This window comes from Bradyrhizobium hipponense (assembly GCF_008123965.1).
Taxonomy (GTDB): Bacteria; Pseudomonadota; Alphaproteobacteria; order Rhizobiales; family Xanthobacteraceae; genus Bradyrhizobium; species Bradyrhizobium hipponense.
Map to the genome: position 1 here is coordinate 1 of NZ_VSTH01000050.1, position 20676 is coordinate 20676.

Sequence of the window (20676 nt, forward strand, 5' to 3'; positions counted from 1 at the left end):
AGGGTTTCGGATGCCGGCCCCACGACGGTGGTGCCGCGGGCACGGGGCCGGCGTCCGCAAACCTCCAAGGGAGGACACCGCGGGAGGGGCACGAGGGTGGCGCGGCATGGGCTATGGGGATTTGAGTGCCGCGGATGATGTGGGTGATTGGAGTTGAACCGGTTCAGCGAGTTGGCCGAGGGCGGAGCGGCTGACGAATGAGCGGCGGGTCGCGTTGAACGCTGTGAGTTGGCGGGCGATTTGCGACACCGGCTGGACATCTGAGCGCGCTCTGCCGTGGCCGATCGAGAGGCAGCGAGCGCGACGAGCCGTTTTGCGGGATTGTGATGCGATCATGAGGTGTCGATCCTGATGACGGTTGTTCGAGCGCCTCAGAGGAGATCAAGCGCGCGTGGCTGATCCGAGGAGTGGCTATTGCCCGCCTCGAACGAGCGCATGAGACTACGTACCGAGCGATTCTAGGATCACAGATCACACTATTGCTCCAGGCCAACGCACCCGCGCCCGTCGATCTCGATGCGGCCAGAGCTATCTACGACGCTGCGAAAACCGGGTACCCAGAGATCTACAAGACGTTCGATTTTTAGAATTGGCTTCAATGGCCGGCCAATACGGGGCTTACGGGACTAGCGAAAAACTCATCCGGAAAAAAGCTGATTAGCGTCACTGAGATAGGAAAGGACTTTCTGCACTATCTGGTAAACACAGGACTCACGCTTCCGAAGCCTGGGTGATGACCTTTTTCCACACCCACGACGCGCAGTAGCTCGCGCGCGTCCCGGGCTACCAGGAATCGATAATTTGCAAGGCGCTTACGATGCCGCTTTGACCGCGGCATGCGCGCTCGCCGTCGATTCACAAAATGGGCCGGCCACTATCCGCCCCGCAGCCCCGCGGAATGGCTGGCTGAGGGGCACGTCACCTGCAGCATCCAGTGCCTGAACGGCCGTTGCGATCGAAGGGTCGACGTGCGGCTCGACGCACTCCCGCAGGATCAGCCGTGGTCGCGCGTCGGCTTGCGCCTGGTCTGCTCGGCATGCGGCGCCGCAGGATCTGTGCATATCGTCCCCAACTGGCATGGCAGCCGCGGGCAAGTCAGGCCAAGCATGGGGTCGAGGTTTTGATTCCAGCAATGAAACTCGTCACCGAACGCCCCTTCGCCGATCCGGAAGCTGCCGCCCGCCAGCTCGTTCAGCTGGCATCGAGCATCGAGCCGGTACAGGACGGCCGAATCCACATCGAGAAGATCAACTATCCCTTCCTCTACACGCTCAAGGGAAGCGGCACGGAGTTCGGCGCCGGCATCGGGTGCGCTGTCGAGAAGGGCTGGCTCGACCTGCACGAGAGCGGTACCTGCGTCGGCTGCTGACGCCCGGGCAGGACCTGCTGACGCTCCGTTAGGAACCTAGCCCTGATCATCCGGTTTGCTGTCTTGCTAGCTTGCCCAAGCTGGCGGAGCGGCCCCGGCCTACCCCTGCACTCTAGTCCCCAAGCCGGGGCCGTCTCTCATCAGGTGACCGCTAGCAGTCCGCGTCGCCGGACCAGTGACTCCCGCTTCGAGATCAAAATCCGCTTACGGTTGATTCCGAAAGCGTCGATACTTTTGCGGGACAGGTTCAACGGTCGACAAGTCGCCCTCACCGAGAATTGCAGGAACGAGTTCGTCGTTCACAACCTTCTCCATAAGAAATCGTGCAAGCTTGGAGCGGGAAATTCCGCGTTCCCTTGCTGCCTTCTGTAGATACTCATCTTCCAAAGGAATGACGATGTTCTTGATAGCCACAATGTGTCCCCCGTGACGCTACTTGTTTCATATTTGCACTCGTTTGCTGACCGGAAAATTTGGTGAGAATTGGAAACTACTGTGACGATAAACCAACGTATACATGCCGAGTCCTGCAGATGGATGCTTCGTCCATCGACGGGGCTGCCCTTTAATATGAAATGATCGGCCCGCCAGCGTGAACCGGCGGCCCTTTGATTTTGTTGCAATCAAATACGACGCGCTAACGCACTGAGCGCATATAACGGTCTGGCCGGTTGGCGTGGTTCATCTCAGCGAAGGCCTTCGCCAACTCTTCCGCCGTATGCTTCGCCTTGAAGTTCTGCCATGCGACCATGAATCGCCCCTTCGCTTCATCGAGCGAGCCAGCTTACCCGAACGGCGGACCGGGAAGCGTCACGATGCACGTCCACAACCAGAACGCTGGGGAGCGTTCGCTAGCGTAGCGGATGTGCCCGACCAGCTGTCGATCCTCATGGACCGTGTACTCATCGAGCCCAATCTTTCGCAGGGTCAGAGGCATTGTGGCTTGCTGCTGTCTAGGACCATATAACCCCCGGCTGCTCGAATGGTCCCAATCACTGCAGCGCAGCTGGCTCGAGCTGCAAGCGAGCGGCACCTGCGTCCGGCTGCTGACGATCTGCTGGCGCTCCGTTAGGAACCGAGCCCTCATCATCCCGTTTGCTGTGTCGCTGGCTCCGTGTGAGCTGACGGAGCGGCCCCGGTGTCCCCCTGCATTCAGCCCCAAACCGGGGCCGTCTCTCCGCGATCGGTGCCAAATGAAAGAGGCCGCCAAATGAGGCGGCCTCCATCTTACAATGGTGCCTGTAGTCCCGGCGAGGTCAGCCACTTATTCACCTCTACGGTCGCATCGATCTGCCGGGCCTTCTGCAAAAGCTCTGCACGGCGGATGCCGAGGGGCATCCCTTTAGCCTGTTGGCGCAACTTGATCGCATCTTGCGCGAGACGGTATTCAAATTCAAATGCCGATGATTGTTCCGGGGATCGTCGAACCAGCATGATGGTGCTCCCTGTGGAGTTGGGCGGGAGCATTACCGGACTCTCAGTCACCGATATGAACCAGAGGGCAGCGCGGTGATGTCGGGACTAGGCACCTTCGGTATGGCGAAGTCCATCTAATTCGCATTTCGCTGGGAAAGCCAGCAGCGCCGACGAGGGCCCGCCAGCGTGAACCGGCGGGCTTTAACCGACTTTTCTACACCGGTCCGCCTCGCAGTTTCGTGATTGAACTTATAGATATTTAAATTATTTAATTTTTGATTTAATATAGGGTACGCGGCATTAAACCAATCGAGGGGACACCCATGCCTTCAGAAGACGACGACCGTCGTGAGTTCCTAAAGACCTGCGGGAGGTTTGCCGTCGTCACGCCTCCAGCAATGACGCTGCTATTGTCGACTTCGCTCACGTCGGATGCGATTGCCAAGTCCGGCGCGCGTGCGGTCGATCACGGCAACAATGGCTACGGTAATGGCGGCGGTGACGGCAGCCCCAACGGCAAACCTGATACGAATCGCTGACGGCCCGAAACGGCAGGCGGGGAACGCTCTGTTGATTACCGTCGGCAAAAAGAACACCGGCAAAAGGCGCCCCTCAGTTGGGGCCTTCCTTCTCTCGCTCAATGTCTAGCTGCGAGGAGTCTTGCCTTCTCGGTTGAGCAGGCCAAGCCGTCGCTCCAGCTCTTCCTTCTTGGCCACGAGCCTCGCGGCAAGAATGTCATTGACGACCGCGTGGAGTCGCCACAGCTCTTCAACCGACATGCTCTCAAACGGCTTCCGTTCCATGAATCCCCCGACTCACGCGTTCCCATTGCTTGAGCGGGAGCCGGCAACTCTTTGTCGGTTGAGCGCGTGAGGTTAATTACGATGACGGCGTGTGCGCGATTTTTCGGAAGCTCGCCGACTCGACCTTGACCGGTAGCCGCTGTCGGCCTGGTGGCCCGGGGAGCGCTGAAATTGACCGGAGAACGCCTCTGCCGTTCTTCTTCATTTGCCGCTCAGATCACGCCCACAATGATCAAAACTCCGATCTCAACCAGTAGGAGCGTACCCGTTGCTGCGGAGATGAGAAACAAATCACCTAGCGAAAGAAACTGCATGACTCGCCTCACGATTTGCCAAAGAAGCGGCCCTTACATCCTTTGGGGGCGTAAGCAGGAGGCAGGATGATGGGGCCGCTTCTAGGAGGTCCTTGACGCGTTCGTCCGGCGCCAAGCCTTGTCATCATAATCCAAATTTAAATCTCGTCCACCATTTAATATAGTTTAATCGCCATTTATTATTTTAAGTTTCGCGTTTAATCGAGCGATACTTGCACGATGCAAGCTGCGGATTCCGTGGAGCGAACCAGGGATTGGCAATTTGGCGGCGAGCTATCTATCTGCTCGAGCATGATTAAGACGTACGACCTGTGCCTAGCCACAGCCGGCAAGCAGGTCCCGTCTGGGCCTGACTGGATCCACGAAGTGAAGCACGACGGCTACCGGATGCTGGTGATCCGGGAGCACGAGCAGGTGCGGCTGCTCTCTCGCAACGGTACGGATTGGACCAAAACGCTATCCCTGGATTGCGGAGACGGCGCTGAAGAACCGGGAGAAGCGTTTCGTGATTGACGGCGAGGCTGTGATCCTCGGCGTCGACGGCATCTCCGATTTCAACACGCAGCACTCTCGCAAGCACGATCACGAGGTGCAGCGTGTTAGCCATGGACGGGGACGACATTCGCGACCTGCCACTGCATCTGCGAAAGACAAACTTGCAGCGCCTGCTGGCGCGGCGGCCGGACGGGATAACCGTGGCGCCGTTCGAACGCGGCGAAATCAGCCCTGATCTGTACCGTGCTGCCTGCCGCATGGGCCTGGAGGGGCTTGTCTCGAAGCACCGCGATAGGCCTTACCGCGGCGGCAAGCAGAAGCACTGGATCAAGGTGAAGAACCGAACGCATCCGGCAGGCGATGTCCCGGGAGCTTTGACCCGACATGGTGATGACGGTCTTTTGCGCGAACAACTGCGACACCCCGGTCGAGCCCGAGGTGGTCGACCTTGGCGCTGGGGCTGGGCAGATCCGCTGTCTGGAATGCGGCGGCGACGGCAACTGGGGCAAGTTCGCGCCGGAGATCGTCGGCCCCAACTGCAAATGCATCGACTGCAAGGGCACGGGCGCGCAATTGGTGAGCATCTGACGTGAAAAACCCGCCGACCTGGGAGCCGGCGGGTTCTCAATGCCCATGCGTACCGCGGTACTCATCACCAATCCGCGATGGCAGATGCTAGTTCGAAGCAAGTTGACGTCCGGTTACTACCGTCTCAGCGGCATGTGCCATCAGCCGCTGACGCTCGCGATTTCGGTGGGCTCTGCGCTTACGCTTCATGATGCGATCTCTTCGCCCTGATAGCGCTTGTGATAATTCTTCCTGAACTCCTTCAGCATCTTCGACATTTGCCAAACGGCAAACGTGGCCAACTCCAAATTATGAGAGCTGTCTTCCGTCGCCGAACAGTGCATGATCAGGTCGGTCGCAATCTCGCCCATTCGGTCGAGATCGCCGACCTCACTCTCAATGTCACGAAATGCCTCTGCATGGGGCCGGTCGCTATCGTCATTGAGGGCGCGATCGGATGGTGTCCCGGGAAATTGGACGAGGTTGCTCACGACTGCACCTCCTGTCGAGCAATAGCCTCGAGCGCCGCGGCCATGGTCGCGCGGTGCTGATAGTGCCAGCCTTCAGCGCCGGTCGTATCGGTGTCGGGCCAGTCTCCACCCGCATCCTCGACCTCGTTTGCAAACCGGAGAACCGCGGCGATGCCGGCAAGCGTGGTTGTTGGCGTGTTAGCCAGCTTCCAAGCGATCGCATTGAGCTCCCCACAAATAGCGCCGGAACGATCTCTCGCTTCCCACGCTTCATCAGATCGGATGCCGTATTTGACCTCGGCCTCACCCTGCGTGTCGACGACTTCGCAAAGGGCAACCTCGGCGGCCCGGTGTGCGGCGATCAGGGCAAAGGCCAGATCCACGTCAATGCTCCCTGGTACGTCGACTGCCTGCGCCGCTGCGGCAGCCGGCAGCCCCACGGGGAGCACGGCCAAGGCGCCGAGCATGTTGCGGCGGGATAGGCCACCCGGGTGCGGACGAGTTTAGGGGTCGCGTGCTATGCACGCGGTCAGCTTCGATCATGTTGATAAGTGCCTTCGTGATTGAGGTTAGAGCCGACCCCGGAAACGTCACTTCCGCTCGGCTCGATTTTAGGGTAAAGCGAAGAGGACGCCCTGCGACGGAAAGGATCCTCACATTGCTGCGCGGATGCCTCCAGGCCTGATCGCCGAGGTTGAGGCTTGGGCGACTGCGAACGACACCAGCAGATCAGATGCGTTTCGCCGGCTGGTCGAGCTCGGGCTGAAGGCGAAGGCAAAATAGGCGGTCAACCGGTACACTCTGAGACCACCTCGAGAGGAATGACAATGGCTATTTCAGTTCTGATCGGCGTGTTGATTATCGTGGTCGTCGGGGCAATCTGCTTTTGGGCCATCGACCGGTTTGCGCCGGACGGTAGATTGGCAAACCTGCTAAAGCTGCTGGTGATCCTCGTCTGCCTTGGCGCAATCGTTCAGCGGCTGCTGGCCTTGACCTACTAGCGTTCTGACGGCGAAGAGGACCCCTGGAATGTTCGCCGCGATGCAGCTTCCTCACTGGCTCATGGCCTCTGGCGCTGTGCTGGTGATCATCGGGACGCTCGGTATGCTGTTTCGGAGGCGAAAGGCCGCATCTTCGGAGCAGTCGGCCAAAGATCACTAGGTGGACCCTCACCGGCACTTCTGCGCTCGCCTCGCCGGGTTTGGGAAAACTGGCGTCACGTCAGCGCACCTGCATTTTCCGAATCGATGTTCCGTGGTCGCTCTGCGCAGGCGTTCTGTTGAGGGGGGTAGGCGTGAGCCAGTTTCTATCGATGCTGCTGCTAGCCGCCGCGATCGTTCTGACGGTCTGTTTCGGGGTGGCCGCCTGGCGGATATCTGATGAGAAGGACCTCAACATCACCGGCCAAATCTCAAGCCAGTCCTACGGATGGAAGGCGCCGCCGGCCCGGTAGCCCTTGCGTTCGCCCTGGGGTTGCGGAAATTTCCCGAGATCGGCTTTGAGGCGAGCAATTGAAGATGCCAAGCACACGAATGGGGAATCCCGACCGAACGGCCATTGGCCGGTTGATCATTCAGTACCGCATGGAACGCGTGGTGCGGTGGGTCGGTTGGGGGGCGGCAGGGCTCGGGATTGTGATCCTTGCGCTGCTGTTCTTCAACTTTTCAGGCTCAATCCCTGAGAGAACAGTCGGCCCTCTTGCACTCGCCCTCCGGTTGCCTGAACATCTGCAGACGGTCGAGTTTGGGCTGAAGGCGGCAGGGAAATGAACGAGTTAGAGCCGGATTCCTGGCGTTCGCAGTGGCTTTGGTTTGGGGCGACGCTGTTGGCGATGTTGATAGTCGCGGCGATCTCAACCAGGTTTCCAGTTTAGAGCGGATTTCGACCAACTTTGGTTAAAAAAGCAATTCCCCGCGCAGCGGAAAATTTGCGTGCTTGCGCCTCAATGTCCCTCGCCGTCAGCCTGCCATGGAGGCGTGGAGCGATGGGACAAAAGGCCAGAATTTTGAAGCCGACGCGCGGTCTGCCCGATCTCCTCAAAATGCTTCAGGAGCTCGAGGTCCTGAGAGAGAAGGTCCGAGTGGCAGAGGCCGCAAGAGTGTTGCACTAGGGCTCAGGTGTTGGGCCCTTCGGCACGCGGACCCAGGAACGTTAGGGCTTCAACGATCCGCTTCCCCAGCAACTTGGCTTCTTCAGTTCTAACTTGTGCGTCGATGTCCTTTGAAGAACTGGCAAACCGCGCTGGCGGTATTCACCCGGTGCGGATCATCCATTGCTGCATACGTTGGAAACCGTGTTAGTAGATCGTGCGGCTCGTTCCTACACCAACGGCTATCGGTGGTCATCGCAAGCCGAAGAACGAAAGTATGGCCGCGATCACAACTACTAGGCCTATGAGGTAAATCAGACCGTTTATCGCAAGTCCTCCCTTCCCGTCGGGATGATTGAAATCTACTTGAACGTCGTGGCCCCGTTCTTCGTATTACACTGCTGAACCGCCGCTAGATTTTCGAGCTCAACTTCCTTCTCAATGGCCGTTAGAGAGTTTCCGATCTTATCGACGATCCTGAGCAGATCCGCATCGCTGATGCGAAGCCGCTTTCGAACTGACTTTACCTGCTCTGCGTTCGCAAGATCGTGCGTTGTGCGAATAGGCCGTGGCGGTCTTGAGCGCAGCATGACCAGGTCTCCCGTGTACGGTAAGAACGGCGATGTCTATTTTGTTCCAATCGTCTGGACCGAAAGGCCCTGAAGTGAGGGGTGATCCCGGGCACTTCCTGCATCGACCTGCGCATACGTTACAAAGGCTGTAATCGTACCCGAAAGGATGTAGCCGATGTTACAGCTTCCGCACGAAGCGCTATATCCGAACTGACGACTGGGCTTTCGACCTTGCCAGGATGACATTCTGTCGAGAGTGCAGAACCCGTCCGATTGCACGGAGCGATTGTGATGAGGAAGGCTACCATGGATTTTACGCCGATGTCGGATGGAATCCGGCTGCATCACGCCTCCCATCGCCACGATGGCTACGATGGTGAGGAAGACTCCGGTTCGGCACCGAGTGTCCCGCCCCTGACCGACGGTGGTGGCGCCCCGGTCCATGGTCCGGGCCCGTTTGCAGGCCAAGGAGCGCAACCCGCGAGCACGCATTCCCCGCAGCATGACACCGGTCCAATCCAATCCGAACATCCCCCGGGCAGTCACGTCGGCAACCACATTGCGGCGGGCCAGCATTCTTCGGCCACCGAGCCCGCTTCCGACGCATCCCATCCCGGGATGCACACTGCCACGGTCGAGAGCGGGGCGAACACGGCCGGGAGCGGCGGAGATGGCTACTTCTACGGAGGCATCATTCACGCGTCCCTGCTGATCTACGAACCAATCAACATCTCAGTGAGCTCGGGATACGGATCGGTCGCGCTGGCCAACCAGTCCAACAATTTGAATGTCGATCAATCCGCCTTCCAGATGGCAGGCGTCGGCGGACATGGCGGCAGTGAAAACATTGCATCGGGAGGAAGCGCCAGTACTTTCTCCGGCACGAACGCGATCGCCAGCGGCGACAACAGTGCCGGTAACGGCGGCAGCGGCTATTTCTTTGGTGCGTTGGTGGACGCTACCGTGGTGATCTATCATCCTATCAATATTGCGTTGGCGAGCGCGGGCGGCTCCGCTCATGCAAGTCAATCGAACACGGTCAACCTCGACCAATCGGCCACGCAGATCGCGGGCGTCGGCGGAAGTGGCGGACATGGCAATGTCGCCGCCGGCGGCAGCATCGTCACACTCGACCCCATTTGGGGATCAAGCAACGGAGGGAGCGCCTGGGACGTTCAAACCGGCGGGAGCCAGGCCGGCAATGGCGGTGACGGCGCGTTTTACGGGGAACTCGCCCATACCTCGTTCGTACTATACGACCCGATCAACATCGCAGTCGCGGGCTATGGCTCAAGCGCTTACGTGGTCCAGACAAATGATGTCTCCGTAGATCAATCGGCGGTTCAGATCGCCGGCATTGGCGGGCACGGCGGCAACGACAATGCCGCAGCGGGCGCCCATGCGAGCCTCCTCTCCCATAATTTGTGGGGCGGCTCCGACACGATCGCGACCGGTTCGAACAGCGCAGGCAATGGCGGCAACGGCGATTTTGCGGGCAATCTGATAGATGTCAGCGTCGCCATCTATGCACCCATCAACATAGCAATCGCAGGTCCACATTCGACGGCCGTGGCCGATCAGGTCAACAACGTGCACATCGACCAGAGTGCGGTCCAGATCGCCGGAGTTGGCGGGGACGGCGGCCACGGCAATCTCGCGCTAGGTGGCGACGGCGCACAACTGTTGTCCGATCTTCACCAGCTGGTATAGCGAAACCTCGCACCGCTCTCGGATCGATCGCATGGCGGCACGCGCCGTCGCCACTCTTCGCATGCAAGCACGCGCAGAGACTCCCACCACTGACGAGGGGCGTACTTTCGTATGTAGGCCAACCAAACCGGATGGTGTCCCATTTGACATCTATCATCTTCGCGCATGGGCGGATCAGACTTGCCGTGCGCGTCCGCCTGATCGGGATGGATGTTGCAAGACAGCCAACAGAACGACGGAGGCCTCAAATGATGCCCAAGGCAATCAACATCACGGATACGATCGACGTCAAATCGATCAACACCGGCGGTCAAAGTGCCGGAAATGGCGGCGACGGTACTTTCAAGGGAGCCATCATCAGCAAGCCAACAGTCAACTTCGATCCAACCAACAAAGCCCACGGTGCCGATGTGCATGTGAACACCGGCGATCACGTCAAGCAGACGGCGGATTGGGACGCCGGCGGCGCAAACGCCAAGGCCTCGGTGTTTTCCAAGGCCCATGGCGGAGACGCCGAGTCGAACGGCAGCCAGAAATCCTACAGCGGCTACGATACCTCCAAGGTGTACGCCAATACGGATGCCACTCAGATCAACAAGGTCATGGTGGACCAGCACCAGGAAGTCGCGGCCGGCATCGGCGGCGATGGCGGAGACGGCAACTTCGCATGGGGTGGCGCAGTGACCTTCCATCTCGATACGCTCTGACCAGCGTCTCGTCCGACTGGCGGGACCGGCAGCCGCTGCCGCCGGTCCTAGATTTCACGCCAATGAGCCGCCGATGCTGTTGCCGGATTGCCATCGGCCGCGCAAGTTCGCCGGATCTCGATTTCAGGCGGTGACGATCATGCTGATGCCGCCCACTCGATTGCCCATCCTGCCGCAAATCCGGACACCGCTGCACGCGGCCCTCTGGTCCTGTGCGGGACCGCTTGGTCTCGTATTCGCGTATAGTTGCAGCTACAACCTGCTTCTGTTTGCACCTTCCATCTACCTTCTTCAGATCTACGACAGGGTTTTGTCGAGCCGAAGCGGCGACACGCTGCTCCTGCTCACGCTCATTGTCGCGATCACGGTCGTGGTCGGCGGCGTGTTCGATGCATTGCGGCGCGCCGTCCTGGGCCGCCTTGGCTCCTGGCTCGACGATCGGCTTCGTCCTTGCGTGCTTTCGGCCAGCCTCGAATCCGCGCTTCGCAACAATTGGACGCGGGCGTCGGACGCATATCGGGATGTCACGGTCCTGCGCCAGTTCGTGGAGTCCGGCGCATGTCCGATGCTGTTCGACGCGCTCTGGGCGCCCCTGTTCCTGCTTGTCCTCTTTCTGATAGATCCCGTGCTTGGCGTGGTGGGCGCCTGCTGCGTGGCCTTGCTGTTCGCTCTCACGGTTGCCGGAGATTTGGTTACCGAGGACGTTCTGCACAAATCCGGCGCCGCGCTATCCAGAAGCTACGGCCGCCTCCAGGAGGCGGCCGGCAACATCCACATGATCCGCGCAATGGGAATGTTCGATCGCGCTGCGCGCATGATCCACCGCGACGCGCAGGACGCGCGCAGAGAGCACAATGAGGCACTCCGGCGAGGCGAGATCGTCATGCTGGCCACCAAGCCGGTCCGCGCGGTTTCGCAGGTGCTGATCATGGGGGCAGCCGCCTGGCTTGTCCTCGATCACGGAAAGAGCCCGGCGATCATCTTTGCTTCTACCCTGATGTTTAGCCGGGCGCTCGCGCCAGTCGAGAGTGCAGTCGCTGGCTGGAAATCACTGGTGACGGCCGTGAGTGCCTGTCAGCGGCTTGGCGCACTTCTCGCCGCCTTCCCCGCCACCGAGCAGCAAGATACCGGGATCTCGCCGCAACAAGCGCGGAGCGGTCTCGTCGTTGACAACGTTGGCGTGAAACTACCGGGGGCCAACCATTTTCTGCTGAAGGATGTCTCCTTCAGGCTCGCGCCCGGAGAGTGCCTTGGCATTATTGGCCCTTCCGGCTCTGGCAAGTCCCTGCTGGGCCAAGTGATTGCGGGGCTGTCGATCCCAACGCATGGCGGTGTCCTCCTCGACAATACCGACGTGTCGCTGCTTCGCGAGCAACGAAGCGGGCTCCGTCTCGGCTATCTCCCTCAGGACATCAATCTGCTTGGCGACACCATAAAGGACATCATCGCACGGCTTGATGATGCCGATCGGCGAAAGGTCGTCGATGCGGCCAAGCTCGTCGGAATCCATGAAGCGATTATGCGCCTGCCGCTCGGGTACGACACGGTGGTTCACAGTGAAAAAACATTCTCGCGTGGATATCGGCAGCGCCTCGGTCTGGCACGGGCCTTTTTCGGCAGTCCACGTCTTGTTGTTCTCGACGAGCCGAACGCCAGCCTCGACTATGGGGGCGAACGAATGCTGCTGGATGCCATCGAGCGCATGAAGCTCGCAAATGTCGTCCTGGTCGTCGTCACTCACCGGATGGGTCTCCTCGCAGCCACGGACAAGATTGCCATCATGGAAGACGGCGCGGTCGTCGCGTTCGGCGAAAGCGAGGAAATCTTTGAACGCCACCTAAGCCGGCCCCAGGTTACATCGCAAGTTGCGCCATGATCTGGAATTTTCCCACAACCTGGAAGCTTCCCGCGGTCTCGCGACTTTACCTGATCTGGGACCAAGTCACGCGAACGCCCGTACGCCCCCTGCCCGCCGGGCGACTTGGACGGGTTGTTACCGCAATCGACGATTTCGAGCCTCTCGAATTTCCATGGTGCTCGGCTCCCACGCCGGTCTCTCCGCGCGCCCGGCTTCGCGGTATCACCCTCGCGGGCAATCTGCTGGTGCTCGGCTTCATGCTGGGGCTTGGCACATGGGCGAGCCTCGCACCTCTGGAGAGCGCAGCAATCGCGTCCGGCGTCGTGGAATCGGAATCTAACCGCAAGACGATTCAGCATCTGGAAGGCGGTATCATCAGGAAAATCCTGGTTTCGGACGGCGAGGTCGTACGAAGCGGACAAACGCTGATCACGCTAGACGACACCCGCACCGGTTCGGAGGTGCAAAGTCTTCAAGGCCAGTTGTGGGATGCAATTGCTCGTGCCGCACGGGTTCAGGCCGAGCAGCAGAGATTTGAGAGGATCGCAATCCCGAGCACGCTGGAGCAGGACAGTCAGCAGAGTGAGTTGGCGGCCGCTGCGGTCTCGGCGCAGCAGTTCATTTTCCAGGCACGCCGGCAGGTTCACGAGTCGCAGCTTGCGGTCATTCGCGAACGGAGGCATCAGGTCGAGAAGGAGATCGAAGGTCTCAAGGCTCAGGAGAGCGCCACCGGGCAGCGAAGCGACATCGTCCGGGAAGAACTCGATATGGTCACGACCCTCGTCAACAAGGGACTTGAACGGAGGCCGCGCCTGCTGAATTTGCAGCGTGAACTGGCGGACGTTGAGGGTCGCCGCGGCGAGATCGCGGCGCAGATTTCCCGCGCCGGGCAAGTCATCAACGAGTCGCAGGCCACGTTGTTCAAGCTCGAGAGCGACAGGCAGAATGAGATTGCACAGTCGCTTCGCGAAGCACAGAGTCAGATATTCCAACTCCGCGAACGGTTGCTTGCGGCCAGGGATCAGCTATCCCGAACAGAGGTCAAGGCGCCCGAGGATGGCGTGATAACTGACCTGCGCATTCATACGGCCGGCGGCGTCATCGGGGCTGGCGCTCCGCTGATGGATCTGGTGCCCCGGCAGGACCGCCTCATCGTGACCGCCCGCCTGAGGCCCGAGGACATCGACGTGGTTCATCCCGGCCTCAACGCCGAGGTGCATCTCATACCGTACAATCAGCGTCGCGTGCCGCGCCTGAAGGGGACCGTCGTGCACGTGTCCGCAGACCGGCTTCTCGACAAGCGTACTGACCAGCCATACTACGCGACCAAGATCCGGATCGACGACGCACAGATCGCCGCGAACGACATCCAGATCGTTCCCGGCATGCCGGTTCAAGTGTTTATTACGACAGGGCGTGGCACCGTCGCACTTTACGCGCTGAGGCCCCTGCTCGACAGCTTCCGCGGTGCGTTCAGAGAGGATTGATTCTGGACGAGCTAACTACGTCTCCGTCACAGCAGTTGCGCCTGGGTCGTGATCCCGACTCTGCGGGGGCAACCGGCCGCGCCAGCGGAGGACCGCCTCCGTGCGGTTATGAGCTGCACATTTCCTCATGATATGCTGAATGTGCATTTTGACGGTGCTTTGCGAGAGGTTCAATTTGGCTGCGATCAGCTTGTTGGGCAGGCCGAGCTCCAGTTCCGCCAGAACGTGCTGCTCTCGAGGCGTGAGATCGGTCACGCTCCTGTCGAAGGCCGCCCTGGCTCCCTCGTTCGTCAGATATGCAGACGCAAGCCCACGCGCATCCGGCGGCTCGAAACCCGGCATCCTGTTCATGCCGGTGACGGGTAACGGCCTGTAGACGCCGCCGACGAGAACAAGGCGAAGGCCGGCTACGACGACCTCGATCGGCAGCGAAGTGGGAAGAAAGCCGCGCACGCCCCGCTGCATCGCGGCCTGCGCGGTCGACTCGTCGTCATGGTTTGACAGGATTGCAACGGCGGCGTTGGGACAGCACTCCGCGACGAAGGCGAGATCATTCTCAACCGAGGGATCGCCGATGGGCTTGTCCGCGATACTCAGCGCCACCACACGAACATCGAGAGCTGACGTGCTATCCAGGCTTTGGACCGTTGCCATATCGAGGATCTCGAATTCGGCCAATTCCCGCCTGAGGACGTTCAGAATACACGAGCGAGGTAACAGGAGGGGCTCAATGATCACCAGAACCGGCAAGTGGAGCGATTCGTTGAGCCGTCTTGAGGAGTTGGTTATGTCGTCCATGATTTCCTCGAGATGAAAAGAATCTTGCGGTATTCCCATTCCGTATTGCGTCTCCCCTTCTGATGCATTCATCCTGAATGCATCATCACGACAGCGGCGCAGTGCCGCCGTTAGCGCCGTACCCACTGTGGGATCACTTGGCGCCTGGGTGGAAATTCTTTCCCTCAAATCACTTGGGCGCCTGCCGCGCCGTGGCGCGGTCGACGCATCCCCTTAATTGCAGATATTTCGATACGCGCTTGACGCCGCCGACCCCGACTTGCCGTCGACAACGTATGCTTCATCCTCCCTCACGAGATACAGAAATGGTCTCTCTCCAACCTCGCCTGACGCGGTTATCTTTTTCAGACGCCCGCAAATCGTATCCACAGGGCGTCCAAGCGTGTTCTTTCGCAGCGCGCGCTTCATATCGCTGAATTCGACCGATCCTGGGTCCTCCAACTTCGATGCGATCGCAGCCTTTGCCTTGTCGAGGACAGGATCCGATTTTTCCGCGGGCCGTTCGGTTGTCGGGACGCTGATCCGCGTGCGCGGAGACGCGGCTTTGGCGCGATCGGCCGATCGATGCTTCTTGGGGGATGGCCTCTTGCCGGACCTTGCCGGGGTTGCAGAATTCGATTTGACGATTGCAGAATCCGGCGCCAATGCCGCGGGCATCTGCTCCGCGGGTCGCGCGACCGCAACCCTGTCGAAACAGGGTCGTGACGCACACGCAGGGAAATACCCTCGGGAAGGCGCAAACCAGCCAAAGCCGATCAGGATTCCTGCCAGCGCTCCAACAAAAAGCAGTCCCATCCGATTCCCCTCCTCGGGAGCTCGGCTCGCAATTGTTAACTAGGACTAATTCCGCGCTGGTGATCTATCTGTTGCGCAAAAGCGTTAAACGCTCATTAAGCGCGACGGCGGGGCGGCACCTGCCTGGACGGATCGGTCAGATCCATTGCCACGATTGCTGCACACCGCAATCGAGAAAGCGACCGTGGCCGAACCGGTCCGCTTCAGGTATTTCGGCAGCTTGCTCGTCCCAGTGTACGCCGTCCAAGGAGCGCCGCATCACGCGCTAGGATCATGAGCATGTGGTCGAGGAGGTTCAGAGACGGCTTGATTCCAATCCCGATGCGCCTACCAGATGATGGGCGATGGGCCGATCGATTTAATCTTCGTCCGCGGAATGATCACACATGTGGAATTCCTGCATGAGCTTCCGAGTTACGCCGATTTTCTGCGGCGCCCCTCAGGCAGTCAGTCACGTCGTCCGGCGACCTCCGCTCTTCTGCGGGCCATCCGCTCGACGGCCCTATCCTGCCCTGCGGTCTTCCAATTGGATCACATTGGTCCCCGTGAGGAATGCGGCCCAATCCTTCATGAGCGCCCGTCGCTTTTCCAGCTTTTGGCCTCGCTGATAGGCCGCGGTCGTCTCGCTCTTGTACTTGTGGGCTAGCGCGGCCTCGCGTACGCCGTCCGGATAGTCGGTGCATTCCTCAGCCCAAGTTGCGAAGGTTGACCGGAAGCCATGCACCGTCACGTGTCCATAGACTAGACGATCAAGTACTGCGAGCATCGCGTTTTCTGAGAATGCTCCGCCATCGGGATTGGTGAAAATCAGTTCGCCTTGGCGACCATCGCGCATGTCGTCAAGCACCGCTAACGCGGGATTTGTCAACGGAACATAGTGGTCCTGGTCCATCTTCATTCGCGCGCCAGGGATTTGGAGTTCGGCCGATCGATTTCAGACCACAGCCCCTCTACTGCCTCGTTGGTGCGGCAAGCCGTGAAGATTAGGAAGCGTAACATGGCGGCCGCTGTGCCCGGCGCGCCGGCTGGGAGCTTCATAAATGCCGGCGCCTCGGCATAGGGCAAAGCGGGATGATGCCGAACAACTCGCTTTGAGCGGTTTGGCAGCTTTTCGCGCATCTGCCGCGTAAGTTCGGCCGGGTTGCGGAAATCCGCATCATCGATATCGACGCTCTTCGCAATGATGGTTTCGATCCGGCCGCGGACGCGGTTCGCGGTCTCCCGCTTCTCCACCCAGATGGGCACCAGCAGATCGTAGATGTGGCTCGGCTTGATCTCCGGGATTGTTAGCTTGCCAATGGTTGCATAGGCGTAGCGCTTAAGGGAAGACGGCCACTGATTGCGATGCTTCTCGCTCCAAGTCGACCAGTTCGCCTTGATGTAAGCTTCCGCACATTCCTCAAAGGTCGGTAGTACCACGTTGGCCTCGACGACTTTAGCCTCTTCGCGTGCTTTTCGCCGTTCCTAGACGATGTCGACACCGGCCGTGCTGCGATCGCCTTTCACGCGCAGCCGGGCCGTCCCCGGGCAAGCCGCGCGTCCTTTAGCGATACATCCCGGAACGAGCCGAGACCGTGCCACCGCTCTTTACCGTCTTTCCAATATCGATATGACCAGCTCTTCGATGTCGGGCCGGTGACGATCAAGTAAAGGCCGTCGCCATCGGCGTACTTGCCGGGCTTGACGAGGCGCTCGATGTCGAGGGGTTTAAACCGTCCAGCCATTGTTCCTCCCAGAAAATCATCCTCCGAACCCACGGTCTTAAGCTACGGTCAGTGACCCGATCAGGAAGAACACCGACGAACTGCGAAGTACAGTCTTTCGGTATAAGTCACTGAATTTGCTGTGGAGTTCGAACGACCACGAACAGTGGCGAACAATATACTGGCGGAAGGGGTGGAAGCCTTGCGGTAGGACATGGATGAGGAATCTGCGGATGAACTCGCCGGTAGCAAGTGTCGTGACCTTCTGACGATCACGACCATCGGCACGATAGTCCTTCCATCGGAAGGTGACGCGGGTGCGGTCGCAGGCGATCAACCGGCTGTTGGCGATGGCGACGCGGTGGGTATAGCGCGACAGGTAGGCCAGCACGGCCTGTGGCCCGCCGAACGGGCGCTTGGCATAGACCACCCATTCGGCGCGGCGTAGCGGTGCCACATATATCGCGAATGCCTGCGGGTCGGCGAGACCGGTATGATCGCCGAAGAACATCAGGAGGCCGGCTCTGTGGGCCGCGATCAGCCTCTCCAGGAACAACCGGCGGGACAGGCGCGAGAGCACGCGCACCGGCAGAAAGAAGCCGGGCCGGGACGCCACCCAGCGCTCGCCGTCGAGCGAGATGCCACCGCCCGGCACGATCATGTGGACGTGCGGGTGATGGGTCATGGCCGAGCCCCAGGTATGGAGAACCGAGGTGATGCCAACGCCGAGATGCTTGGGGTCGGCGGCGATCGTGGTCAGGGTCTCGGCCGAGGCCTTGAACAAGAGATCGTAGACGATCGCCTTGTTCTGGTAGGCGATATCGCCGATGGCCGCTGGCAGTGTGAACACGACATGATAGTACGGCACCGGCAGCAGATCAGCCTCGCGCGCCGCCAGCTATTGCTTTGCCGCAGCCTCCTGGCACTTCGCGCAATGCCGGTTGCGACAGGAGTTGTACGCGATGGTGGTATAGGCGCAGTCCTCGCAGCGCGCGACATGACCACCGAGCGCCGCCGTGCGGCAGTTCTCGATCGCCGACATCACCTTGAGTTGGCCGAGGCTCACATGACCGGCATTGGCCCGGCGCCAAGCCGGTCCGTGGCCGCGAAAAATGTCTGCGACCTCCAGCGATGGACGCGGCACGCGAGCCGCGCTTAAGCGGGCGGCTCGACCTTTTCGATCTTGCGGGCGATATGCTCCAGCGGGCTCATAACCTGTTGGATCGTCTTGGTGGTTGTCGAAACCCCTCGATCTCAAGACAGGACGCCCTGTTGCGCTATCCTCTTGGCTCCGCCGTCAGCCGCAGCGTGCTACCGCGCGAGCGGTTTAGTCCATTGGCCCGTTTCGGAAGTGCCGTGACCTGTGACTTGAGTCTGAAATGAGCGCCAAAGCGGACATCTGGCGATCAATCTGAATTTGCGGGCTCACACCATATTTTTTCACGCTGTCGGCCATCTAAGGCTTAGACATAACCACCCGCGTCAGCATCGGAAAATGTTTGTTGCCGCCCGAGAACGGCGGGAACTGGACGAAGTCCGCGCGCATGCGCTTGATGACGTCGGAGCTCAGCGCGCGCGAAAGCGCTGCCGGGCTGTCGAACACCAGCTTGTTGCGCTGCATGTACTCGACCCTTTGCGACGGCAGCCGGTCGACCCAATCAATGCGTGTATAGATCTCGATCTGACGGATGTCCGGGAAGGTCCGCATGATCGACGGGTGATGCTCCAGATAGTGCAGGTGCCAGGCGTTCAGGTCTTCCGCCGGCCCGGGGTAGTGAACGAGGTAGCTGCACGGGATGGCCGCAGCATCCGGATGCGCGGCGACGTCGACGGGAAACGGGCGCGTCAGCATCACCTGATGCGTGACGTCCAATCCGGTGAGACTCGACAATCCGGCACCCGTCGCCAGGCTGGCAAGTACGCCGCCGCGATCCATTGCCGCCTCGCATGCGAACAGGTTCGAAAATCGCAATTGAAGCGCAAACACGGGACCGGATCCATCGGCCTTGTAGGGATGATCGACCGACTGTTCCAGCGGATTGAACAGCAAGCCCTCCGTCATGTCCGGGATCGATCCGACCAACTCGGCTGCGGCGGCAACTTCGTCGGGATGAATCCGCCGTTCGCTTGCCAGATCGGAGAACGACATGAACAGTGAGATCACGACGGTGCCACCTGCGTTGCCTCATCCGCGTGCAGATGCGCCACGAGCGCGGCGCGAATATCATCGGGCCAGGGAATCGCGTGATGATCCACCAGCGATGTCGCAGCAAGGATCTGGCGTGCACGCCAGCGTACGCCATCTGCGCCCGAGACCACATGCGCCAAGTGGAGCGATGCCCGGCCGACCCTCCCTACGCGCAGCTTGAACGTGAGGAGATTGCCAAACATCGACGGCCGGGAAAAATCGCAGGTCAGATGCACGGTGGGCGTGCCGATCTTCCGCACCGTGATCAAATCCGGCCAGGGAAATCCGATTCCCGCCCAGAAGTCCTCGACGACTCCGTTGAGCATGTTCAGATAGGACGGGAAGTAGGCGATTCCGGAGGGATCGCAGTCCGCGAACCGCAGCTTGCGGTCGAACGAGAGCGCCGTCATCAGATCGCGACGACGGGATGCCGGATGACACCGACGCCGTCGACCCCGGCCTCCACCACGTCGCCCGGCCACAGCCATTCCTGCGGGGTCATGCCTGCGCCGACCCCTTCCGGCGTTCCCGTCGCGATGATGTCGCCGGGCTCGAGCGTCATTCCCGACGAAATGTCGGCAATCAGGGCCGGAACATCGAAGATCATGTACTTGGTGTTGGAATCCTGTTTCGTAACTCCGTTCTTCGTCAGCCATAGCCGCAGGTCATGTGGATCTGGAATCTCGTCCGAGGTCACGATGCAGGGGCCGAACGGCGCATAGGTATCCATGCCCTTGGAGAAGATCCATTGGCCGGCACGGCGATTGTCGCGCGCGGAGACGTCGATCATCACCGAATAGCCGAAGACGTGGTCCATCGCTTTCTCGACCGGGATGCGGGTCGCGGTCTTGCCGATGATGACGGCGAGCTCGACTTCCCAGTCGAGCTGCTGCGTCATCTTCGCATTGTGCTGGATCGCCGCGCCCGGACCGATGACGGAGGTCGGCGGCTTGGAGAAGACGACCGGCTGCTTCGGCAGATCCTTGTCCGTATCCAGGCTCTTGGCGGATTCCGCGACATGCGCGCGGTAGTTCAGCCCGATGCCGAAGATGTTCTTTCGTGGCCGCGGGATCGGCGCCTGCAGCTTCACATCCTCGACCGGAACGGCGGAGCCGACCGGCAAGCGACGATTGGCATCGTCAAGGCAGTTCCTGAGTGCGGGCAGCAGCGTCACGCTGTTGTCGATGAATGACAGCATGTCGCTCGGCGATGCAAGGCCATGCGACGCACCGAAGCGCTCGACATCCACAACCAATCCATCAACGAGGACCCCGAGGCGGGCGCCGCTGGAGCCCAAAGTGTAGGTAACAAGGCGCATGAAGCTTTATCCGGCTC

At 60.2% G+C, this 20676-nt stretch carries 24 protein-coding genes and 2 pseudogenes; 12 read left to right on the plus strand and 14 right to left on the minus strand.

Going from position 1 to position 20676, the window contains the following annotated elements; translation table 11 throughout:
* Window positions 1–1132 precede the first annotated feature (1132 nt).
* Complete coding sequence (locus FXV83_RS15235; protein WP_187435922.1) at window positions 1133–1369, plus strand: hypothetical protein; 237 nt, start codon at window positions 1133–1135, stop codon at window positions 1367–1369.
* Between the two features lie 204 nt (window positions 1370–1573).
* Here FXV83_RS15235 and FXV83_RS15240 read toward each other — a convergent pair whose 3' ends face one another.
* On the minus strand, window positions 1574–1783 hold the full coding sequence (locus FXV83_RS15240) for a hypothetical protein (RefSeq protein WP_148740231.1): 210 nt from the start codon (window positions 1781–1783) through the stop codon (window positions 1574–1576).
* Window positions 1784–2596: 813 nt separating this feature from the next.
* On the minus strand, window positions 2597–2803 hold the full coding sequence (locus FXV83_RS15250) for a hypothetical protein (RefSeq protein WP_148740232.1): 207 nt from the start codon (window positions 2801–2803) through the stop codon (window positions 2597–2599).
* A 305-nt stretch (window positions 2804–3108) separates the two neighbouring features.
* Between FXV83_RS15250 and FXV83_RS15255 the strand changes: the two genes are divergently transcribed.
* Entirely contained in the window at window positions 3109–3324 is a 216-nt protein-coding gene (locus FXV83_RS15255; RefSeq protein ID WP_148740233.1) for a hypothetical protein, read from the plus strand.
* A gap of 105 nt (window positions 3325–3429) precedes the next feature.
* On the opposite strand, the gene FXV83_RS42695 is transcribed toward FXV83_RS15255, so the two are convergent.
* Window positions 3430–3588, minus strand: a complete 159-nt coding sequence (locus tag FXV83_RS42695) for a hypothetical protein (RefSeq protein WP_187435923.1) — start codon at window positions 3586–3588, stop codon at window positions 3430–3432.
* A gap of 680 nt (window positions 3589–4268) precedes the next feature.
* Between FXV83_RS42695 and FXV83_RS45135 the strand changes: the two genes are divergently transcribed.
* From FXV83_RS45135 to FXV83_RS42700, 3 genes and pseudogenes are all read left to right on the plus strand, one after another.
* Window positions 4269–4415, plus strand: coding sequence for a hypothetical protein (locus FXV83_RS45135; protein WP_347341061.1), 147 nt, complete (start codon window positions 4269–4271; stop codon window positions 4413–4415).
* A 92-nt stretch (window positions 4416–4507) separates the two neighbouring features.
* Window positions 4508–4675, plus strand: a pseudogene (locus FXV83_RS45140) (ATP-dependent DNA ligase); the annotation flags it as partial.
* A gap of 106 nt (window positions 4676–4781) precedes the next feature.
* Window positions 4782–4985, plus strand: a complete 204-nt coding sequence (locus tag FXV83_RS42700) for a hypothetical protein (protein WP_187435935.1) — start codon at window positions 4782–4784, stop codon at window positions 4983–4985.
* A 185-nt stretch (window positions 4986–5170) separates the two neighbouring features.
* Here the strand turns inward: FXV83_RS42700 and FXV83_RS15270 are convergent, their stop codons facing one another.
* Together FXV83_RS15270 and FXV83_RS15275 are read right to left on the minus strand one after the other, a co-directional pair.
* Entirely contained in the window at window positions 5171–5455 is a 285-nt protein-coding gene (locus tag FXV83_RS15270) for a hypothetical protein (protein WP_148740235.1), read from the minus strand.
* Complete coding sequence (locus tag FXV83_RS15275) at window positions 5452–5817, minus strand: hypothetical protein (protein ID WP_148740236.1); 366 nt, start codon at window positions 5815–5817, stop codon at window positions 5452–5454. The genes FXV83_RS15270 and FXV83_RS15275 overlap by 4 nt, the downstream gene beginning before the upstream one ends.
* Before the next feature lie 444 nt (window positions 5818–6261).
* Here FXV83_RS15275 and FXV83_RS42705 point away from each other — a divergent pair, with 444 nt between their 5' ends.
* The 7 genes from FXV83_RS42705 to FXV83_RS15305 all read left to right on the plus strand — a co-directional run bounded on the left by FXV83_RS42705 (window position 6262) and on the right by FXV83_RS15305 (window position 13857).
* Window positions 6262–6435, plus strand: coding sequence for a hypothetical protein (locus FXV83_RS42705; RefSeq protein ID WP_187435924.1), 174 nt, complete (start codon window positions 6262–6264; stop codon window positions 6433–6435).
* 293 nt (window positions 6436–6728) lie between these two features.
* A complete protein-coding gene (locus FXV83_RS42710) occupies window positions 6729–6887 on the plus strand; it encodes a hypothetical protein (RefSeq protein WP_187435936.1) in 159 nt (52 codons plus the stop codon).
* 58 nt (window positions 6888–6945) lie between these two features.
* Window positions 6946–7203 carry a hypothetical protein gene (locus FXV83_RS15285; protein ID WP_148740238.1) on the plus strand — a complete coding sequence of 86 codons (258 nt, stop codon included), beginning with the start codon at window positions 6946–6948 and terminating at the stop codon, window positions 7201–7203.
* A gap of 1198 nt (window positions 7204–8401) precedes the next feature.
* The gene (locus tag FXV83_RS15290; protein ID WP_235939601.1) at window positions 8402–9805 is read left to right on the plus strand and encodes a hypothetical protein; all 1404 of its coding nucleotides are present in this window, start codon (window positions 8402–8404) and stop codon (window positions 9803–9805) included.
* A 185-nt stretch (window positions 9806–9990) separates the two neighbouring features.
* On the plus strand, window positions 9991–10512 hold the full coding sequence (locus tag FXV83_RS15295) for a hypothetical protein (protein WP_235939604.1): 522 nt from the start codon (window positions 9991–9993) through the stop codon (window positions 10510–10512).
* A 139-nt stretch (window positions 10513–10651) separates the two neighbouring features.
* Entirely contained in the window at window positions 10652–12388 is a 1737-nt protein-coding gene (locus FXV83_RS15300; RefSeq protein WP_187435933.1) for a type I secretion system permease/ATPase, read from the plus strand.
* Window positions 12385–13857 (plus strand): HlyD family type I secretion periplasmic adaptor subunit, encoded by a 1473-nt coding sequence (locus FXV83_RS15305; protein WP_148740241.1) that lies wholly within the window; start codon window positions 12385–12387, stop codon window positions 13855–13857. The genes FXV83_RS15300 and FXV83_RS15305 overlap by 4 nt, the downstream gene beginning before the upstream one ends.
* Before the next feature lie 15 nt (window positions 13858–13872).
* Here FXV83_RS15305 and FXV83_RS15310 read toward each other — a convergent pair whose 3' ends face one another.
* The 9 genes and pseudogenes from FXV83_RS15310 to FXV83_RS15345 all read right to left on the minus strand — a co-directional run bounded on the left by FXV83_RS15310 (window position 13873) and on the right by FXV83_RS15345 (window position 20659).
* Window positions 13873–14655, minus strand: coding sequence for a response regulator transcription factor (locus FXV83_RS15310; RefSeq protein ID WP_148740242.1), 783 nt, complete (start codon window positions 14653–14655; stop codon window positions 13873–13875).
* Between the two features lie 213 nt (window positions 14656–14868).
* Window positions 14869–15450 carry a hypothetical protein gene (locus FXV83_RS44030; RefSeq protein ID WP_235939621.1) on the minus strand — a complete coding sequence of 194 codons (582 nt, stop codon included), beginning with the start codon at window positions 15448–15450 and terminating at the stop codon, window positions 14869–14871.
* A gap of 502 nt (window positions 15451–15952) precedes the next feature.
* Window positions 15953–16348 carry a tyrosine-type recombinase/integrase gene (locus FXV83_RS15320; protein ID WP_187435925.1) on the minus strand — a complete coding sequence of 132 codons (396 nt, stop codon included), beginning with the start codon at window positions 16346–16348 and terminating at the stop codon, window positions 15953–15955.
* Window positions 16345–16869: a tyrosine-type recombinase/integrase gene (locus FXV83_RS44035; protein ID WP_235939623.1), complete on the minus strand. Its 525-nt coding sequence runs from the start codon at window positions 16867–16869 to the stop codon at window positions 16345–16347. Before FXV83_RS44035 ends, FXV83_RS15320 begins: the two co-directional genes overlap by 4 nt.
* 83 nt (window positions 16870–16952) lie before the next feature.
* Window positions 16953–17174 (minus strand): Arm DNA-binding domain-containing protein, encoded by a 222-nt coding sequence (locus FXV83_RS44040; protein WP_235939625.1) that lies wholly within the window; start codon window positions 17172–17174, stop codon window positions 16953–16955.
* Between the two features lie 37 nt (window positions 17175–17211).
* Window positions 17212–18297, minus strand: a pseudogene (locus FXV83_RS15330) (IS91 family transposase).
* Window positions 18298–18609: 312 nt separating this feature from the next.
* The gene (locus FXV83_RS15335) at window positions 18610–19317 is read right to left on the minus strand and encodes a hypothetical protein (protein ID WP_148740243.1); all 708 of its coding nucleotides are present in this window, start codon (window positions 19315–19317) and stop codon (window positions 18610–18612) included.
* Complete coding sequence (locus FXV83_RS15340; protein WP_148740244.1) at window positions 19314–19751, minus strand: acyl-CoA thioesterase; 438 nt, start codon at window positions 19749–19751, stop codon at window positions 19314–19316. Before FXV83_RS15340 ends, FXV83_RS15335 begins: the two co-directional genes overlap by 4 nt.
* Window positions 19751–20659 carry a fumarylacetoacetate hydrolase family protein gene (locus FXV83_RS15345; RefSeq protein ID WP_148740245.1) on the minus strand — a complete coding sequence of 303 codons (909 nt, stop codon included), beginning with the start codon at window positions 20657–20659 and terminating at the stop codon, window positions 19751–19753. The genes FXV83_RS15340 and FXV83_RS15345 overlap by 1 nt, the downstream gene beginning before the upstream one ends.
* Window positions 20660–20676: the final 17 nt, after the last annotated feature.

Bases quoted from the DNA above. Each gene is read 5' to 3' on its own strand.
- FXV83_RS15235 (WP_187435922.1), top strand. From the start codon at position 1,133: ATGAAACTCGTCACCGAACGCCCCTTCGCCGATCCGGAAGCTGCCGCC.
- FXV83_RS15250 (WP_148740232.1), bottom strand. From the start codon at position 2,803: ATGCTGGTTCGACGATCCCCGGAACAATCATCGGCATTTGAATTTGAA.
- FXV83_RS15255 (WP_148740233.1), top strand. From the start codon at position 3,109: ATGCCTTCAGAAGACGACGACCGTCGTGAGTTCCTAAAGACCTGCGGG.
- FXV83_RS42695 (WP_187435923.1), bottom strand. From the start codon at position 3,588: ATGGAACGGAAGCCGTTTGAGAGCATGTCGGTTGAAGAGCTGTGGCGA.
- FXV83_RS42700 (WP_187435935.1), top strand. From the start codon at position 4,782: ATGGTGATGACGGTCTTTTGCGCGAACAACTGCGACACCCCGGTCGAG.
- FXV83_RS42705 (WP_187435924.1), top strand. From the start codon at position 6,262: ATGGCTATTTCAGTTCTGATCGGCGTGTTGATTATCGTGGTCGTCGGG.
- FXV83_RS15290 (WP_235939601.1), top strand. From the start codon at position 8,402: ATGGATTTTACGCCGATGTCGGATGGAATCCGGCTGCATCACGCCTCC.
- FXV83_RS15300 (WP_187435933.1), top strand. From the start codon at position 10,652: ATGCTGATGCCGCCCACTCGATTGCCCATCCTGCCGCAAATCCGGACA.
- FXV83_RS15305 (WP_148740241.1), top strand. From the start codon at position 12,385: ATGATCTGGAATTTTCCCACAACCTGGAAGCTTCCCGCGGTCTCGCGA.
- FXV83_RS15310 (WP_148740242.1), bottom strand. From the start codon at position 14,655: ATGGACGACATAACCAACTCCTCAAGACGGCTCAACGAATCGCTCCAC.
- FXV83_RS44030 (WP_235939621.1), bottom strand. From the start codon at position 15,450: ATGGGACTGCTTTTTGTTGGAGCGCTGGCAGGAATCCTGATCGGCTTT.
- FXV83_RS15320 (WP_187435925.1), bottom strand. From the start codon at position 16,348: ATGAAGATGGACCAGGACCACTATGTTCCGTTGACAAATCCCGCGTTA.
- FXV83_RS44040 (WP_235939625.1), bottom strand. From the start codon at position 17,174: ATGGCTGGACGGTTTAAACCCCTCGACATCGAGCGCCTCGTCAAGCCC.
- FXV83_RS15340 (WP_148740244.1), bottom strand. From the start codon at position 19,751: ATGACGGCGCTCTCGTTCGACCGCAAGCTGCGGTTCGCGGACTGCGAT.
- FXV83_RS15345 (WP_148740245.1), bottom strand. From the start codon at position 20,659: ATGCGCCTTGTTACCTACACTTTGGGCTCCAGCGGCGCCCGCCTCGGG.